This is a genomic window from Gracilibacillus sp. JCM 18966, assembly GCF_055392695.1.
The window spans coordinates 4,058,883-4,078,440 of record NZ_AP043883.1; the positions used below are offsets into that span (position 1 = coordinate 4,058,883).

At 36.4% G+C, this 19,558-nt stretch carries 13 protein-coding genes; 5 read left to right on the top strand and 8 right to left on the bottom strand.

Annotation, left to right across the window (positions count from 1 at the left end):
• Positions 1–10: 10 nt before the first annotated feature.
• Positions 11–1,813 (bottom strand): ABC transporter ATP-binding protein, encoded by a 1,803-nt coding sequence (locus tag ACZ5N5_RS19705; RefSeq protein ID WP_464372973.1) that lies wholly within the window; start codon positions 1,811–1,813, stop codon positions 11–13.
• A 173-nt stretch (positions 1,814–1,986) separates the two neighbouring features.
• On the opposite strand from ACZ5N5_RS19705, the gene ACZ5N5_RS19710 reads away from it, so the two are divergent.
• The 4 genes from ACZ5N5_RS19710 (at position 1,987) to ACZ5N5_RS19725 (ending at position 6,807) form a co-directional block, all read left to right on the top strand.
• Positions 1,987–4,212 carry an alpha-galactosidase gene (locus ACZ5N5_RS19710; RefSeq protein ID WP_464372974.1) on the top strand — a complete coding sequence of 742 codons (2,226 nt, stop codon included), beginning with the start codon at positions 1,987–1,989 and terminating at the stop codon, positions 4,210–4,212.
• Between the two features lie 279 nt (positions 4,213–4,491).
• Complete coding sequence (locus ACZ5N5_RS19715) at positions 4,492–5,103, top strand: TetR family transcriptional regulator C-terminal domain-containing protein (protein WP_054859784.1); 612 nt, start codon at positions 4,492–4,494, stop codon at positions 5,101–5,103.
• A complete protein-coding gene (locus ACZ5N5_RS19720; protein ID WP_054787263.1) occupies positions 5,096–5,626 on the top strand; it encodes a hypothetical protein in 531 nt (176 codons plus the stop codon). The genes ACZ5N5_RS19715 and ACZ5N5_RS19720 overlap by 8 nt, the downstream gene beginning before the upstream one ends.
• 26 nt (positions 5,627–5,652) lie before the next feature.
• Positions 5,653–6,807: a DUF418 domain-containing protein gene (locus ACZ5N5_RS19725; protein WP_277678735.1), complete on the top strand. Its 1,155-nt coding sequence runs from the start codon at positions 5,653–5,655 to the stop codon at positions 6,805–6,807.
• Between the two features lie 64 nt (positions 6,808–6,871).
• Here ACZ5N5_RS19725 and ACZ5N5_RS19730 read toward each other — a convergent pair whose 3' ends face one another.
• A complete protein-coding gene (locus ACZ5N5_RS19730; RefSeq protein ID WP_054787227.1) occupies positions 6,872–7,099 on the bottom strand; it encodes a hypothetical protein in 228 nt (75 codons plus the stop codon).
• Between the two features lie 24 nt (positions 7,100–7,123).
• On the bottom strand, positions 7,124–7,921 hold the full coding sequence (gene blaOXA / locus ACZ5N5_RS19735) for a class D beta-lactamase (protein WP_464372975.1): 798 nt from the start codon (positions 7,919–7,921) through the stop codon (positions 7,124–7,126).
• Between the two features lie 133 nt (positions 7,922–8,054).
• Between blaOXA and ACZ5N5_RS19740 the strand changes: the two genes are divergently transcribed.
• The gene (locus tag ACZ5N5_RS19740; RefSeq protein WP_464372976.1) at positions 8,055–9,404 is read left to right on the top strand and encodes an aminotransferase-like domain-containing protein; all 1,350 of its coding nucleotides are present in this window, start codon (positions 8,055–8,057) and stop codon (positions 9,402–9,404) included.
• 177 nt (positions 9,405–9,581) lie between these two features.
• Here the strand turns inward: ACZ5N5_RS19740 and ACZ5N5_RS19745 are convergent, their stop codons facing one another.
• From ACZ5N5_RS19745 to ACZ5N5_RS19765, 5 genes are read right to left on the bottom strand one after another with little or no spacing between them, the layout of a single operon-like run.
• On the bottom strand, positions 9,582–15,503 hold the full coding sequence (locus ACZ5N5_RS19745; protein WP_464372977.1) for an Ig-like domain-containing protein: 5,922 nt from the start codon (positions 15,501–15,503) through the stop codon (positions 9,582–9,584).
• Positions 15,500–15,994, bottom strand: a complete 495-nt coding sequence (locus ACZ5N5_RS19750; RefSeq protein ID WP_464372978.1) for a hypothetical protein — start codon at positions 15,992–15,994, stop codon at positions 15,500–15,502. The genes ACZ5N5_RS19745 and ACZ5N5_RS19750 overlap by 4 nt, the downstream gene beginning before the upstream one ends.
• A 10-nt stretch (positions 15,995–16,004) precedes the next feature.
• Positions 16,005–17,945, bottom strand: coding sequence for a protein kinase domain-containing protein (locus ACZ5N5_RS19755; protein ID WP_464372979.1), 1,941 nt, complete (start codon positions 17,943–17,945; stop codon positions 16,005–16,007).
• Positions 17,946–17,959: 14 nt separating this feature from the next.
• Positions 17,960–18,721: a PP2C family protein-serine/threonine phosphatase gene (locus tag ACZ5N5_RS19760; RefSeq protein WP_277678741.1), complete on the bottom strand. Its 762-nt coding sequence runs from the start codon at positions 18,719–18,721 to the stop codon at positions 17,960–17,962.
• A 20-nt stretch (positions 18,722–18,741) separates the two neighbouring features.
• On the bottom strand, positions 18,742–19,557 hold the full coding sequence (locus tag ACZ5N5_RS19765) for a PP2C family protein-serine/threonine phosphatase (RefSeq protein WP_181397438.1): 816 nt from the start codon (positions 19,555–19,557) through the stop codon (positions 18,742–18,744).
• Position 19,558: the final 1 nt, after the last annotated feature.

Below are 19,558 nucleotides of genomic sequence, written 5' to 3' on the forward strand. Positions count from 1 at the left end.
AATGATTTTACTAAGAGCTGCTAGCTTCCTCAGAGGCTGTTTTCATCATAAAAAACTCCCCTTTCTTTTGCAAAAGCTGCTCATAACTCCCCGTTTCCACACATTTTCCATTTTTCATAACAACAATTCGATCCGCATCCTGAATAGTTGAGAGACGATGAGCAACAATAAAAGTTGTTTTCCCTTTCGTTAATTCCTTCATCGCCTCCTGAACTAGTTTCTCAGATACATTGTCTAATGCTGAGGTTGCTTCATCTAGGATAATCATTTGAGGATTTCGAATAAATGCACGCGCTATTGCAATTCTTTGACGTTGGCCTCCAGATAACCTGTCACCATGTTCTCCTATTTTTGTTTCTAATCCTTCTGGTAATTCCTCAATAATATCACTTAAGTTGGCCATTTTTACCGCAAGATGAACTTCTTGTTCCGATACATCCGCTAGTCCATATGTTATATTTTCTCTGATCGTACCGGAGAAGAGAATCGTGTTTTGAGGCACAACGGCAATTTTTTTACGAAACCTCCTCATATGAATCTCATCCATCGGGATACCATCAATTTTTATTATCCCAGAGGTTGGCCGATAAAAACCTGTTACTAGATTTAAAATAGTAGATTTTCCTGCTCCTGACTCTCCAACGAAAGCGATCATTTCCCCTGGTTTTACGGATAATTGAAAATCATTTAATACATGTCGTTCAGAATCCCGGTACTTAAAGTAAACGTGATCAAATTGCACATTGCCTTCTAAAGATTTTAACTTAGTTTTTCCTTGATATTCTTGTGTTTCCTTAGCAAAAAGGATTTCAGAAATGGAATGCACTGATTCAAACCCTTTCGCTAGCTGTGGATAAATATTGATAACACCGGAAATGGACATCAATATTTGTGTAAAGTAGGTTTGATAAAGTACCACATCTCCAATTGGTATTCTCCCTTGATATGCTAGATAAACGGTGAATAATAGGGATAATACCTGAAATAACTGAAAAGCAACCCAGTTACTAGCACCAAAAATCGCTTCCGTTATATCAAGTTTATAGCCTTTACCTCTGACATGTTGAAGTAATGTATCCATTTTATTTATTTCGACTTTTTCCAATCCATGCGCTCTTGTCACTGGGATCATTTCTACCGTCTCAGCTACTTGGCCAGACATTTCTTCTACCTGTTCGCGGAATTCCCTGTTTCTTTTATTTAACTTCCCTCGAAAAAAGTAAACAATGACAATCGAAATTGGGATGGCAATAAGAAAGAACGATGTGACAGTCCAGCTTCTATTGGCAGTTACAATAATGGCAACGATAACATTCATAAATGCAGGTAAGACACCGAGCATGATCTGCTTGGACATGATTTCAATCATTTCGACATCTCTTAATACCTTCGCCTGCAGCTTTCCCGAACGCAAGTCACCATGAAAAGAAATAGACAGATGCTGTAATTTGCGAATCAATGTACTTCTAAGTCCTGCCTCTACATGGCGGATTGCTTTACTCATAAAACTAATATGAAGTATTTGGCTCGGTAGATTTTGCATAATAACGACCGTTAAAATAATAATATTAATCCAAAGTGTTCTTATGTTAGAGTCCTCGGGCGCTGCGGCAAAATTAATTAAATTTGCTGTAACAATAGGTAGAATCCAAACTGGTGAATGTTTTAGCAAAAAAAATAAAAAAGAGAGAAATAACTTTTTATAGTGACCTCTATATAACGCATGTAAAGTACGAAATAACTTCCCTTTTATATCTGCTTGTTCTTCAAATCTTTTTTCAAAATCCAAGGCAATCCCATTATCCTTTGACACACTATCCCTCCTAATCACTATTATCGACATATAACCTAATCCATTAAGTAATATATTAAAACTTTTTTTATTTATTTGTCTAATATAAAATGCTATTAATTCTTTAACCTTTGACATCACGGATTTTATCTAATATATTAATAAGTAAACGTTAACCTTTAAGGGGGATTAAATTGTCAATAACTATTAATGAAAGTCATTTAGAATTTCACCTTTACAATGATCAAATTAGTTATATTTTTCGCGTATTAGAAAAAAGCCATCAGCTGGAGCATTTATATTATGGTAAGCGAATTCATCATCGAGATTCTTTTGAGCATTTAATTGAGCGTGAAATACGTCCTTCCTGTAACATGTTTGAAGGTGATCATACTTCTTCCATGGAACATATTAAACAGGAATATCCTAGCTTTGGATCTACAGATTTTCGCTTTCCCGCTCATGTGATCATGAGAGAAGATGGAAGTCATATTACTAATTTTGTCTATCAGGATTATCGTGTTATAAAGGGTAAAAAAAGTATTGATCACCTACCTGCCACTTATGTGGAACAAGAGACAGAAGCAGATACCCTAGAGATCGATTTGTTTGATAAGGTATTACAATGCCAATTAACGCTAACCTATACGATCTATCAGGATCGAAATGTGATTAGTAGACATGCTAGATTTGTAAATATCGGCAAAGAGGACTACTTCCTCGATCAAGCGATGAGCATGAGTCTCGATCTACCAGATGATCAATTCGAAATGATTCATTTACAAGGGGCGTGGGCAAGAGAAGGCCATCTCGAAAAGAAAAGATTATCCAAAGGGATTCAATCCATTTATAGTAATCGTGGTGCAAGCAGCCATGTCTTTAATCCTTTTCTAGCACTTAAGAGATTCCAGACGGATGAACAGAAAGGGGAGGTATATGGCTTTAGTCTTGTATATAGTGGGAATTTTCTGGCACAGGTAGAGGTGGATACTTATAATGTCAGCAGAGTAACAATGGGGATTAATCCTTTTCAATTCAAATGGAAGCTAGCTGCAGGTGAGAGCTTTCAGACTCCTGAATGTATTATGGTCTACTCCGATCATGGTTTAAATGGGATGAGCCAGACCTTTCATAAGCTTTATCGCGATCGTTTAGCAAGAGGATACTGGCGTGACAAGACTCGCCCTATTTTAATCAATAACTGGGAGGCTACCTATTTTGATTTCAATGAAGACAAAGTATTACAAATTGCCAAAACAGCTAAGGATTTAGGGATAGAGCTATTCGTTCTAGATGATGGCTGGTTTGGTAAGCGTGATGATGATTCAAGCTCACTTGGGGATTGGTTTGAATATGAAGAAAAATTACCGAATGGTATCGAAGGACTAGCTGAAAAAGTAGAAGAGTTAGACATGCGCTTTGGTCTTTGGTTTGAACCAGAAATGGTATGTAAGGATACTAGACTATTTGAAGAACATCCTGATTGGATTATCGCAACACCTAACAGAAGGGTGTCCCATGGTAGAAATCAATTTGTGCTTGATTTTTCTCGGTGTGAGGTAGTGGATCATCTTTTTAATTTAATGGATCAAATCATTTCGAAATCGAAAATCTCTTATATTAAGTGGGATATGAATCGCCATATAACCGAAGCATTTTCTCAGGCACTTCCTACTGATCAACAAGGGGAAGTATACCATCGTTATATTCTAGGTGTGTATGATTTATATGAAAGATTAATAGAAAAATATCCTGAAATATTATTTGAATCTTGTGCTGGTGGTGGTGCACGTTTTGACCCTGGAATGCTGTACTATGCTCCACAAACATGGACAAGTGATGATACGGATGCAGTGGAACGGTTAAAGATTCAATACGGTACTTCGATGATTTATCCTTTAAGCTCCATAGGTAGCCATGTTTCGGACATCCCTAATCATCAAGTCGGAAGAATGACCCCAATCGATACTAGAGCAGCTGTTGCCTATTTTGGTACCTTTGGCTATGAATTAGATATTACCAAGCTATCCGATCAAGAAAAAGGTCAAGTACGAGAGCAAGTTGCCTTTTTTAAAGAGAATCGAAAGCTAATAAGAAATGGGGAATTCCATCGTTTACTGAGTCCATTTGATGATAACATTACGGCTTGGATGGTAGTGAGTGAGGATAAAACAGAAGCATTGGTCGGGTACTATAAAGTTTTAGCTAAGCCAAATGAGCCGTATCAGCGCATTAAGCTAACAGGGCTTGACCCGAACCAGCTTTATCAAGTAAATAACGAAAAAAGCTATTATGGTGATGAATTGATGAATATCGGGATTATTCTTGCTGGAAATTATATTGATCGAGCAAGTGATTACTGGAGTCGCGAACATCCAGGAGATTATCAGGCTAGGTTGTTTATGTTAAAGGCTTTATAAAATGGAAGGATCTAGCTTTTTTTGGCTAGATCCTTTGTTATTCTTACCTATTTATTAAACCCTCCCCAATTTCTCTATAATGTAGTCATAAAAATATTAATTAGAGCAGTATAAAAAATCTCCTGTAAATAACAGAGCTAATCCTTCTTTGTTCCATGCTCATTCTTACTCCCCTTTTAATATATGTCATGAAAAGTAACCAACTGTTTTTATAATATATTCATATTGTAAAAGAATAATTTTTATAATATAATCATATTGTAAAAAGGAGGTTTTCTTATGCCTAAAAAAGTGGATATAGTTGAGAGAAGAAATCAGATTGCGCAAGCTACTTGGCAAGTAATATTGAAAAAAGGGATAGATAAAGCTTCGATTCAGAATATTGCAGCTGAAGCAAACATGTCGGTTGGACTTATTCAGCATAATTTTTCATCCAAAGCTCAGCTAATTCATTATGCGATGAGATTAGTATTAGATCGAATGGAACAACGTGCAATGGACCGTTCAAATGCCTTTGCTGGAACAAAAGAAGATAAGCTAAGGAGATTAATGAAATTTCTTATACCGACCAGTCATGAGGAAATGATGGAAGCAAGGGTATGGATTGCCTTTTTAGGTAATTCCTTTAACGATCCTAAACTTCTTGAATTAAAGGAAAAAATGGACCGCTATTCTCGAAAATTAATAACGGTCATTTTAGAACTTATGACAGAGCTAGGATACCTTGATCATCAGCATAATCAAGACTTGGAACTTGAATTTCTCTACGCTTTTATAGATGGTCTTGTCATTCATGCCGTTCAGGCCCCTAAACAATATACAAATGAAAAAATTGATCAATTGATTGAGCATTATTTACAAGAAAAAATGGAGAATAATGCAAATGGATAAATTTTCTCTAATCATCCCATTGCTTATTGGTATCCTAATCTTCCGTCAGTTTATTCCAAAGGAAGTCAATCGTTTTGATTTTATTGGCTTGCCAATATTAGGATTGTATAAAACCTACTCCAGTTTACCCAGTACATTAAATGCTGAAATATTAGCAGAATTAATTTGTCTACTTATATGGGCGGCCATTATCGGAATCTATCAAGCAAAGAAAACAAAGGTTGTTTACCATTATGACAAATTAAGTACTGTTGGAGGAATCCATTATATTGTTCTTTGGATTGTCATGCTTATTGGAAGAATAATTATATTATTTGCCTTTCACTTTACTGATTTCATGAGTGCAATTCAATCGGGAGGAGAGCAGTTTAAAAACGATATATTTTATTTAGTATCCCAGTCAGGTGATTGGCTAATTTGGTCTACAATTGCTGCCTCTTCTATACTATATAGCTTAACCTTGTATAAGGACCATCCAGAAATAAAGGAATTTTTCCATACACAGATAAAACAGAAAGAATAACGTATGATTAGAGAGGAGCAAGTAGAATGAGTTATCATCACCAAAAGCGAATACGTCTATTAGATATTTTTCGAGGTATTGCCATATTAGGTACGTTGGGGACAAATATTTGGATTTTTGCCTATTTAGGCGATATAAGCTATATATTTACATTTGATCATTATGAATGGTGGAGTTCTATCGATCACTTTATTCGTATCTTGTCACTTTCTCTCGTCAATGGGAAGCTTCTGGGATTATTAGCCATCATGTTTGGCATTGGTCTAGAGTTAAAGTATCAGCAGTCATTACGAAAGGGGCGTCCGTGGCCAGGTGTATATTTATGGACCTCTTTATTCTTGTTGATCGAAGGCTTTCTTCATTTTACATTTGTGATGGAATACGATATTTTGATGGCCTATGCCATTGCAGCAATAATTGTCGCATTCATTGTTAAGGCTGGTATGAAATACATCAAGAGATCCATGATCCTTATCGGAGTTATTCATTTACTGTTCATTTTACTCCTCTTTTTAGCAGGGCTTACTCAACAAATATCAGGAAATTTCTTAGGGGATATGCAGGAGACTACCTATCTATATGAAAACAAATCATGGCTAGATCAGATTCAATACAGATTATCGAACTTTCTCTCTTTGAGAGGGGAGGCAATATTTACTATTCCATTAAATGTGTTTTTGTTTTTAACTGGGGTTCTTCTCATGAGGAAAGGAGCTTTCGCCAATGATGCAAAAGGTAGATATATCCGCAGGAAAATGCTCCAGATTGGCTTATGTGTCGGTTTACCTTTAAACTTGTTGCTTTTTGTACCTGGAGGATTATTTGATTTTCCTGTTCGCTATTTATTTGCACCGATCCTTTCCATTGGGTATATGGGTCTTATCGCATTTATGGTAGAAAAAAAGGAATCGCTACATGTATGGGGAATTCTCGAAAAGGTTGGAAAAGCTTCGCTAAGCTGTTATGTAATGCAGAACATTCTCTGTTCGATTATTTTTTATGGATGGGGCTTAGGCGTAGCTCCTTTAGAAGACTCATTCATCATACTACTCATTTTATGCCTAGTGAGTGTTGTTCAAGTATTATTTGTTATTCTTTGGCTCAAATTTTATAAGCATGGACCGATGGAGGCAGGGCGCAAATTTATGACACGTCTTGTTATGCCAATTAACTCAAAGTAACCAAAGAAGAGGCACAATCTCTCCTTTTCAAAACTGTGCCTTTTCTTAACCACTCTAGTTTTTTTTATACCGTAAATCTAAATAAGGCACCAAGAAAATTGGGAACGAGATAGGATAGGACTGCGATGATCATCCCTAATAAAACCAGTAGGATTTTCTTTTTATAGATTCCGATATGTAAGATCGTAACTCCCATTACATATCCTAAAAATACATAGACTCCCATGGCTCTTAAAATGGTAAACGCTCCTATCATGACAAATAAGACAAGACTTAGTATATATCTCTTCAACTTCATCTTCCTTCTCAAAAATTTTTATTCTCGAATGATGTCCTTCTGTTTCAGAACAGCTAAAATAACATTCTTAGCCTCTGATCCAGTTCCATCAATATTTGTGGCAAACACCCATTTCTCCTTAGTTGTTGTAATAAATCCAATATACCAGCCTAAACCTAAATCGGAAAGCCTTGTTCCTGTTTTGCCGTAAAGGGTATACTCATCTTGCTCATCCTCTATCATCATTCGTTTAACCGTCTTTTGATATTTTTCTGCAAAGGGAAGCTGTTCCTTAACTAATTTTTCGATAAAATCTATTTGCTCTCTTGCCGTAATCTCCAAACTACTGTCCAGCCAAAATGTATCGATTCCTCCAGAGATATCTTGATTTCCGTAGTCTAAGAGGTTCATATAATGTTGCATTTGTTTTTTACCGATATCGCGAGCCATATCTTGATAATACCAGATAACAGAATGTTTCATCCCTGAAGCAAGGGTATGATCGCGATTCCAATTCTCAAATTCTCTAATAGTTCCATCCCAGCGCTTTACCTCATATTCATCTCGGATGGTTGAAGTTTGAAGCCCAATTAAGGCGTTCGGTACTTTAAAGGTTGATTCTGGTGTGAATCTTTCTTTGCTTCTCTCTTGATTGTAAACGAAGGTTTTACCCTTTAGATTTCTCAAAATGATAGTCCCATCTTTTCCCTTTAGTAGCTTCTCAACATCGTGCAGTTCCTTCTCTTTGTGCTCTTTTGCCTCTGCTCCCGTTTGCCCCATCGTGAATACAAGCAGAAGTGCGAGTAAGACTATAAATCCAATACGAAACTTTCTCATGTTATTCCTCCTTTAAAAATTAATTTAATGATAGAAAAAGCATTGTTGCTAACTTATACTATAATCATCACATATGAGATTAGAAACCCATATTTTTTTCATCTGTACCCATACAATCGAGGAGGATAAAGAAGTGGAAAGGAAATATAAAGAGACGATTCATGAAATCGAGAAAAGAATGGAGGAAGGACTGCTCAAGCCTGGAGATCGTCTACCTTCCATCCGTCAATTATCCAAGGAGCTACAATGCAGCGTGAATACCGTTATAAAGGCCTATGATGAGTTGGAAAAGATGCACAGGATCTATTCCGTACCGAAAAGTGGTTATTTTATGGTGGGTAGCCAGCAATCCAAAAATTCCTTCTTCTCTGAAAGAATAGACTTTTCTGCTGCCGGTCCTGACCCGAGTCAAATGCCTTATCGAGATTTTCAACATTGCATGAACCAGGCAATTGAACGGTATAAAGAGGAGATGTTTCATTATTCAGAACCACTAGGACTTGCTTCCTTGCGTAAACAGCTTTCCAAACAACTACAGTATGCTCAGGTTTTTGCACCACCGGAACGTATTTGTGTCGTATCTGGCTCTCAGCAAGCATTAGATCTTCTGCTTTCTTTTCCTTTTCCAAATGGGAAAGAAGAGATTTGTACAGAGCAACCCACTCATCCCAGCTTTATCCAATCTCTCACCAATCGTAATCTTCAAGTCAATGGGATTGAAATGACGAATAATGGAATTGATTTGAATCATTTAGAGAGGATTTTCCATGAGAAGGAAATCAAGTTATTCTACACCGTGTCGAGATTCCAAAATCCTACCGGATATTCTTACACTAATCATGAAAAGAGAAAAATCGTGGAGCTAGCACAAAAATATGATGTCTACATTATCGAGGACGATTATATGGGAGATCTTGACACATCAAGAAAAGCTGATCCGATGTATGCCTATGATCCGTCTGGGAGAGTTATTTATACAAAAAGCTTTTCCAAAGTGCTATTGCCTGGATTAAGACTCGGTGTTGCTGTGTTATCCGAGGCACTACTCGATAGCTTTGCCAATGCTAAATTTGCAGCAGATGTACATACCCCTGTCATTACTCAAGGTGCGCTAGAAATATATTTACAAAGTGGGATGTACCAAGCACACATTGAAAAACTCAGACAACAATATAAACATAAAGGCACCCTCCTAAGAGATGCTTATGAAAAATACCTTCCTAATGAGACAAGCTTTACTAGCGGAGATTCAGGTTTTTATTCAACAATTGAGCTACCAAAACGTATAAAAGGCAAACAACTTGTTGACCACCTTTTTCATAAACATGTACTCGTCCAAGATGCCACAACTATGTATCTACCAAAATATCGTCAAGAAAACCGTATTCGACTAAGTGTATCACAGGTTAAAGACAAAGATATCCCAATTGGCATAGAAAAAATTAGTCAGGCAATACGGGAATTACTTGTGAAGAGATGGTAACTAGTAATTTTTAAAGTAATGCGTGTTTTGTATGTTGTTAGAATAGTGAGTCTTTTTCAAGATATATACCTTTATCTTGGTTATCTCGCTCGACTTGAGCAACTTTGCCTAGATATTTTCTAATTATACAAAAACAAAAGATTGTAGAGCATCAATACTCTACAATCTTTTTTCTCGTTATTCCTCTGCTGCTTTTTTTCCTTTTCTAGATCGAACCAGAGCAAATAGAATTGCTAATAATAATGCAGCGACTCCTGCGATACTAACAGAAAATAGTGGTTTATTTTCATAGAATTTTGTTAATACACTTTTTTCTGTTATTTCAAAAGGTAAGCTTCGCGTTACTTCATTACCTGCTTCGTCGTATGCAGTAACTTCTACATTATATTTATTAATTTCTGAGAAATGGTATTGGACGACTTCGTTACCATCTTGTTCACTAACATCTCCATCATATGCTTCACCATTTACGGTAATGGATTTTATTTTATCTTGTGGATTATCTAATTGAATAGATAAATCAACTGCTTCTACATATTCTTTGTTTTCTTCAGCTCCATCAAATATGACCTCAGGCTCTGTTTGATCAATGATAAATTCAATTGTTAATTGCTGAATATTACCAGCTTGATCTCTTACCTCGAAGTAGAGAACATGTTTTCCTTCGGATTCAATTGGATCACCTAATTCATAAGGCTCTCCGTTTAGAGTAAGAGCAATAATATCATATGCAGTCATATCATCAATCAGCAACTCAGGAATGACGACATCATTTAGATATTTACCAGAAATTTCTTCATTAAAAACGATCTTTGGTGCTGTCTTATCGATCGTAAATACGATCGTTCTTTCGGAAACATTATCCGCTAAATCGGTGATCACTGCTTTAAGCACATAATCTCTTTCTTCCGTTAGCTGTAAACCATTTTTAAAGGCAGCTCCGTTTAATGTGACAGAAGTTCTCTTCTCATCTAAATGCTTATCTGAGTATTCAACCTGTGGTCTAATATCTTTATTGAAAAAGCCTTCAATAATACCTGTAATACTTAATTTAGGCTTCGTCGTATCAAGAGTAAAGCCTACATTTAATGTTGTTTCATTTCCGGCTTTATCCTGTGCGATCACTTCATAACCGTATTTCATTTCTTTAGAAGCTAGTGGCACATTACCAGCAATATTACCTCCATTATTCAAACGAACAGATACAATCTTATCTTCCTCGTTATCCAGTTGGAAAATAGGCTGGAACACATGATTTATATAAGATCCATCGACCAATTCCTTATTGTCTCCACCCATCATTGGTGTGATGACTGGTTTTGTTTTATCAATAGTAAAGGAGAGTGTTGCCGTATCGCCATTATTTGCTTTATCTACTGATTCCACAAAAATCTCGTAATCTCCTTCTTGAGTGAAACGATGTGCAAAGCTAGCGATGGAATTTTGGTAACGATTATTTGTAATCGCAAAACCACCTACCGGATAGTTTTGTCCATTTCTTGTTACACGAATTGTGTTCAAGTCAAAGTTCACATCTTTTATCGTTACACCTACTGGTACATCTGTATTGTAATATTCGCCATCCTCTACCCCTGTAATATCAATCACTGGTTTTTTCGTATCAATAACAAAACCTTTTTGTGCGGTTCTTGCTTTATTACCAGCATCATCTGTTGCATTCATTCTCACATGATAGGCACCATCTTGGCTGAAGCTATAACGCAACTTCGATAAGAAATTACTAGTTCGCCATGATGCTCCTCTATTTCCTTCGACTGCATTAGTGATATCTTGTCCATCCTTCGTTACTTGGAACTGAACAGTATTTCTTGCAAAATTAGTTTCTTCAATTGTAAATTCAGCGCTTCTTCCATTGTTGTAATATTGGCCATCCTTCACATTATTAATCGCAAGGGCTGGTGCAGTTTTATCGACCGTGAAATCTTTCGTTTGGGTTTCTCCTTCGTTCCCCGCCATATCGGTTGATTTAATCTGAACTCGATACGTGCCTTCACTAGTAAAGTTATACTCCCAATCCATCGTACGTCTTGAGAAGATCGGTGCTTTTCCAGTGTTATAGGCTTCCATTTTTCCGGTTGAATGATTTAATTTATAGATTTTTAGCTCTGTCTTTTTTTGACTAACATTGGCATCATCAACATCTACTTTTACTTTTTTGCTAGTGCGATAATGCTGATTATCTGTAACACCGGTAATGGAAATCTGAGGCTTCACCGTATCAATTGTAAAGATATCGACTTTAGCATCTGCTTCGTTACCAGCTTTGTCTGTTGCTGATACCTCTACTTTGTATTTTCCATCTTTTTCAAAACGGAATGCTAACTTGCTAGTTTCACCATTATTCTTCCAATTATCAAATCCATCATTATATGGGACAAAATTACCTTGTGCATTTTCTCGGTAAATTTTGATAGTTACGTCATTGTTAAAATAATTATGTTCGTTAACTGTAACTACCTCTGTTTTGTGCTCTTTATTAAATGGTGCCAAATCCGTTAGTGTAATAACAGGTTTAGTATTGTCTACTGTGAAAGAAATACTTTCTTTTGTTTCTTGTTTTGCTTTATCTTTAGCTACAACTTCGATAGTGTAGTCACCATCGTCCTTAAATAAATCTTTCTTCAAAATATATTGGTAATGTCCTTCGGGTTTTTCTTTCCACGTACCAGACTCGTTATCATTGTAAGTTTTTTTCTTACCATTGTTGTCCACTACTGTAATCGTTATTGATTTATTCTTCACATTCTTCTCTGTTAATTTAATTGGTATTAGTTTTGTGATGTCTTTATCTTTAATATCACTCCATTTTACAAATGAAGGCATCGAATGATCGATAGAAATTACTGGACTTGTTTTGTCGATTGTGAAACTTTTTTCCATAACTGCCTCATTCTTTGCTTCATCACTAGCTATTAAGGTGATAACATAATCCCCTTCGTCACTAAAGGTAATGCTATCATTAAAGTTTTCTGATCCAGTTTTGCTGAGATCGTCTAAAGTCTTACTATCCTTTGTTATATTCAAGTCATATTCAGTGATATTCGTATCATTAACAGCAAGTGTAACTTCTTTATTGACCGTGTAATGTGTTCCATTGTCAATACCATTTATCGAAACACTAGGTAATGTCTCGTCAATGGTAAAGATCTTATGAATCTTTTTAGACTTATTACCTGCTTTATCAGTCGCACTAAACGTAACCTGATAATCACCATCTTGATCGAAATTATAAATTAGACTTGATTGCTTCCCTTTGTTTCGCCATTTAGAACCATTATCACCTTCTACTTGATCGGTGAAGTCTTTTCCATCTTTTAACACTTCAAATTCTACGCTATTTTCCTGATAGTTCAATTCATCCACACTGAAGGTTACCTTTTGTGCTTTGGAATAATACTCCTGATTCTTCAGGCTATCAACCGAAACAACTGGTGGTGTTTCATCAATCGTAAAAACAACCTCTTGAGTTTTCGCTTTACGTCCAGCTAAATCAGTTGCTTCTAAAATGATCTGATAAGTTCCTTCTTCTTCAAACTTATACTTCCATTCCGCTTCTTTCTTATCAAAAACTAACTCAGTATCAATTCCTAAAGCTTCAAATTGATCAGATTCTTCACTCCATTTATTCACTTCTAGATTGGTAAGATCTTCATCAATATTGTTGTCTTTAACGCTTACTGTAACTGGCATAGAATCGCTATAATGGTGATCATCTTCGATACCACTAATCATTGAGTATGGCTGCTCAGAGTCTAATGTAAAAATAGCTTCCACTTCTTTCGCTTTGTTACCCGCTTTATCAGTTGCAGATACTCTGAGTCGATAAGTTCCATCCTCTTCGATAGGGAATTTAGCATTTGATGTTACACCAGTATTTTCCCATTCATCAAATTTATCAGACTTATAAGGGTGATATTCACCTTCACTATCTTCTCTTTCCACCGTAATCTTAACATTGTTGTCTTGATAATTATGTTCCTCTACCGTGACTTCCTGGGTGAATGCTTCGTCATTGTAACGATCTACATCTGAAAGCTTGATTACAGGTGCAGTATCATCGATTGTAAAAGTACGACTCTTTTCAGTTGAGCGGCCAGCATCATCTGTTGCCCTTACAGAAATCGTATACTTTCCTTCTTTTTCAAACAGCTTATTCTCTAATGTAAAATGCTTTGCTTTTTCTTTAGTCTCCCAATCGCTAGGTTTATCATACACCCATGACTTTTCCTTACCGTTATTATCAGCAAATTGAACTTGTACGTGATAATCATCTAAGTATGCATCCGAAACACTTATAGGGAAAATATTTGCAATCCCATGCTTTGTCACAAATGATGATTTAACATGTTGATTTTCGCCAATCTTCATATCTTGATTTGATGTATTTAAAACTACTTTTGGATCCGTTTTATCGATAATAAACTTACGATTTATTATTTCCTTCGTTCCGTTAATATGTTGAGTTTCAATATTTAAATCATATTGACCTTCACCAAATTCCTCATTAATCCAGAAGAACCAACCAACGCCTTTTAAATCATCACTATTTAAATAGATTTCTTGTTCTCCCGTTAATGGGTCTGTTTTCGTGACAGTAAAAAACTCTCCGCCCAGTTTAAAATCCCAAAAATTTATGCCAAGAAGTATATCGTTTTGATAATAGGCTTGTAAACTCCCATGGTTGGTTTTATCGGTTATGTTTACTAGATTACTACTTGTTAATAGTGTAAACGTCTTGTTTATCTTAATTTCATTTCCTGCTTTATCAACAAGCGTTCCAGATAGTGTATATTCACCTTCATCCTCTACCTTATAGGTTGCTGTAGCTTTCCCGTTTTTGTAGGATAATGGCACATCAATACTTACCTCATTGTCAAAATAAACATGCTTAACTGTAATGGTACTTGCCGCCACATCCAAGTTTGGCTCTAGTACGGTAAGTAAAACAGAAAATGGTTGTTGATAGACTTTATCATCCTCTATATCTTGACCGTCATCATTTGTAATCGTTACTTCAGGATTCGCATCGTCCACTGTTACATTAAATGTCTGTAATGCATGCTCTTTACCACCAAGCTTGTCCGTTAATTTTGCTTCGATGGTGTAACGGCCATTTTCGGTAAAGGTGTGAATAACAGTTGCTGTTTTACCACTTACTGTCATATCCTTTTCGTCAATGGTAGTACCAGCTTTTTTAATCACTAAATTAGCAGAATCAATAGCTATACCATTTTTGACAGTAAAATTAAATTCTCTTGCATGAAGAACGGAGCCACTTTTCACCGTGTCACCACTTGAAGTTTTCACACTCCACTCTGGTTCTTCCTGATGAATATGAAAGGTAAGTGTTTCTTCGGCAGAGAGACCTGCTTTATCCTTTGCATTAATGATAAGGCTATAGTCTCCATCTTCCTTAAAGCTAACCTTTGCCTTATTCCCATCCCAATTGATAGATGGTTCCACTGCTTGTCCATTATGTTTCCATGTAATGCTTTTACTAGCTATGTTTTGCTCGACAATATTGACAGATAAAGTTTTTGAAGCATGGTATACTGCTTGATCATCAATACCAGAATAATGAATCACTGGTTCAGTCGTATCCTTTTTCACAGAAAATTCAATTGGATTTTTATCTGCTGGGATCTCCCAATTGTTTGTCCCATTAATATTCAATTGAAAATCAACTTCACCATCTGTCATGGCATTTGTATCAATAGACACGTTGTATATCCCGTTAAATACTCCTGAGTCATCTTCAGCTTTTTGAACAGTTATGGCTTCTTTTTTATAACTTGACTGTACATCAAACGGTTGTTCACCCGTCTCACCATCAGCTAGCTTACTATAATAGGAGCTTAAATCTACCTTAAAAGAAATACTGTCATTTGTTACCCATTCCTTATCAAAAGAACTTTCTTCACTTAAATCCCATGTTTCACTTCCAAAGACTATTTTCATATTCAATTCACTCGAAGAAAAGACACTAGAAGTAAAGATAAATGCAGTTAAGACAGATAGTGTTAAAATAGAAAATAAAAGATACCACTTACTATTACTCTTCCTTTTGCTACTTCTCACCTTTTTCCCTCCTTATGTTCGGATGCTTGATGGACAACGACTATGTCTTCATCCATCTCAAAAAATGGATCTTTCTCTTCATCCATTAGTTCTGTTTCATTTAATAACGCTGTTTCGTTTAATAACGCTGTTTCGTTTAATAGAGTCGTTTCCTCCAACAGAGCAGTTTCTTGATCAGCATCCTCTAATAATTCCGTTTGTGTGTGGGCATGTTGCTGCTGTTGTTGAGGCTCTACCTTCATTTCTTTACTACTTCCACTTGTATGATTAAGCTTTTTTAAGCGGATGCTACTAGAGGTATGGCCCTTTCCATCACCAATTTGAAAGGTTGCGTTATCGAGTTTTCGTTTTTTTCTACTAAAACGAACTCCTATTAAATCTTCTATTACATGTCGGATATCAAGCTTGATAAATAACCAAATTGCGATAGGAAGGGTGATGAGTGCACCAATAATTCCTCCATATAGCATGATTTGATACGTTAGTTCCATATCACCCCTCCTAAATGACTGAAATGTTTTGAAGTCTACGTTTTAGCTTTTCAAGACCCTTATCATCACGAACGTTTTCAATCTTCGTTAATTGCTGATAGTATTGTTTTACCTGCTTGAAATTTCTTTTTCCTTCTGACTTTCCTTGTTCTATATCTATCAATAAATTAATAAGCTTTAAATAGGCATGATCAGATTGTGGATATTCCTTAATCGTATCTTGATATTGCGTAATAGCGAGCGAGTCCTCACCCATATCATCATAAATATTCCCAATCGTTATCATGATATCTTCTTGATCTGGCACGCCTTCCAACAAGAGCTCTTCATACGCATCCATTGCTTTTGTAAAATCCTCGCGGGCATTCGCTGTATTGCTAGACAATAAACCTCTACTATAGAAGGCTTGAGCAAGTTTACGCTCAAAGTCTTGCGCGAATCTTGTTGTAATATCTGGATTGCCTAATATTTCGACAATTGATTGCGCCTTTTCTAATATGTCAATCGCTTTTGTATTGGCATCCTCAATCTGTCCTTTGTAGGAGAGATAAATATTGGCGAGCACATTATAATTTTCGATTTTTCTCGTATTATTAGCTTGGGAGTCATTATATTGTTCAAAGCTTTCCAATTCTTCGGCAAACACTCCATAATCAATATTGAGCTGCCCCATTGTTTTTGCTAATATCTCATAATACTTAGCATCTGGTAATTCTTCCTGATCAATTTTTGTAAAATATTGCTCCGCTTTCTTGTAATCTCTTAAATTATCAAAATATGTCATTCCGACCTGAAACAATACTTCATCATTTTTATCGATACCGCCATAGCCTTCTTCGATATAGCTTTCAATGTTCGCAAGTCCTGTCTCCGTATTATCACTATTAACATAAAAATTTAATAATCGAACATAGGCATCAGCCCTATTCTTATCTAAATCTATTGCATCTTTTAGTAGAGATTTAGCCTCTTCGTCTTCTTCGTTAATAATAGCTGTGTTCGCTTTATCTATTAAACTAATGTAATCCTGATACTGTTCTGTCTTCATGCCAGAGTAGCCAAAAACGGCAGTTCCTGTAAAAACAAAAAACAAAACAGCAGGTGCTAGAAAATAAGAGAGTCTTTTTACTAAAAGCTTTTTATAGCCTTGGGTAAGCTTGTCTATATTCATTAAGTCGGCATATAATTGCTCTACTTGCTGATATCTTTCTTCTGGCTCCACCTGAGTACATCGCTGTATAATGTATTCCAATCCTTCTGGCAGGGTGGAATCCCATGTTCGGATTGGTCTGATTTCAAAAGGAGGCTCGCTTAAACTCTTACCAGTCACTAAATGATAGAGGGTAACACCTAAACTGTAGATATCGGTGCGGTTATCTGTTTGCTTACCAGCAATTTGCTCGGGAGCAGCATATGCTTTTGTTCCCAAATTCGTCGTATCTGTGGAACTTTCTGACTTATACTCTCTGGCGATCCCGAAATCGATCAGTTTCACCTTTCCATCCGGGGTAAGCATAATATTGTCTGGCTTCATATCACGATAAATGATCGGATTGGGTTTTCGGTTATGTAAATAGGCTAATACATCACTTAATTGCTTCGCCCACTCCACCACTTCCTCGGCAGATACGCGATGTTCCCGCTCTATCTTTTCTTTTAAGGACTCGCCTTCGATGTAATCCATCACAACATAAATACCGTTTTTGGTCTCAATAATGTCATATATTCGCGGTAAGGCTGGATGCTCTAACTTTTTTAACATATTGGCCTCAATGACAAGACTGTTGATTAAAATTTCATGATTGCTGTTACTTCTCTTTCGGATATCCTTGACTACTAACGATTTCTTCAATCGACTATCCATTGCCAAATAGACGATACTCATTCCACCACGGCCAATTTCCTTTAATATCTCGTAACGTCCATCCACGATTGAGCCTATCTGTAACAAATTTCTCCCTCCTTTCACACAATTTTGACAAGAACTGCTGTTATATCATCTGTTTCTTCCCGATCTCTCAAATTTTGCACAAGAGACATGATGGCAGACTCCATATTTTCCTTCGAAAACGTAGAATAAGTAGTTATTCTATCCTTTATCTCTCGTTCTGTTAGTTTTTGATAGAAACCATCTGTACAGAGTAGCAGAAGCTCGCCACCTGTCAGCAGGCCACTCGTTTTAATAACTTCTATTGTTGATTGAATACCTATACACTGAAGTAGTACATGCTTCTTCGGATGTGACTTTGCCTCTTCCAAGGTAATCATGCCTCGTTCCACTTCTCGTGCAACTAACGTTTGATCCTTTGTAAGCTGATAAATATCATCACTTAATAAATAGGCCCTACTGTCACCAACTTGAAAGGTATAATAGCTTTGATTAATAATGAAAATTGCCGTTAACGTGGAGCCCATTTTTAGCTGGTGCTGTTCGCCATATTGTATTAACTGCTGATTGAGGTGTTCAATTTTATTCGTTAGGTGAAGCGGAATGTCCTCCTGATCGGATTGCAGTAAAATGGGAAGGGTTTGTTCGAACCAGTTCGCTAATCCCTCGACTAGCATTTTACTTGCTATTTCCCCTTCACTAAGTCCGCCCATACCATCACAAACGACAAATAAACCAACCTGACCATTTTTTGTTCTTGCTGTTTTTATCATTAAGGCATCTTGATTTGCCTGTTTCGCTAAACCTTGTTCCGTTTTGTATGCTGTAATAAAAGGCACCAATTCGCCATCCTTTCCTTTTAATATTTTGGCGTTACAATGGATACCGTGATATTATCTGTAGCCCCTCTTTGATCCGCATCCTTAACCAGACAATCAGCAAATGACTGAAAGGTTTGATCAGATCCTTGCAAAGCCCTAAAGCCTTCTAATAATGCCTGTTTCGGATAAATATTATAAAAGCCATCACTACATAAAAAGAATGTATCCTGTTTGGAAAAACTTCCTTCCGTCATAAAAGGAGAAAAATCCTCTGTTATTCCCAAACATTGGAGTAATAGGTTTTTCTTAGGATGCTTTTCTGCTTCTTCTTCTGTTAAGAGATTCTTTTTAACCTGATCCATTACCCAAGAATGATCCTCTGTTAATTGGACTAATTGATAGTTTTCTTCCTGCTCTTGCTCAGGGTTTTCTGAGATTTGATAAATTCTGCTATCCCCAATATGGGTGATAAAGTATTGATTCTTATACAAGAACAGGATAGATGCGGTTGTTCCCATTTTGTTGCCTAGCTTCTCACCTTCAGAAATAAGCGTCGCATTCGCTTTCTGCAACAATTTGTCTATTTCGCTTGCTATTTTCGTAAAAGGATAAGGCAATGCTAGCATTGGAGGTACTTTTTTTCGAAACCATTTATCAATCATTGTCACAATGGTTTCACTAGCGACATCACCCGCGTCATATCCGCCCATACCATCTGCTACAACGGTAACTAGCATTTCATTTCCTTTACGATCCCTAATGGTGTTGATATAGACATTATCTTCATTTGATTGTCGGACTGAACCTGTATGTGTGGAGATACCATAAAACCAATTTTGTTTCCTTTTTCTCATA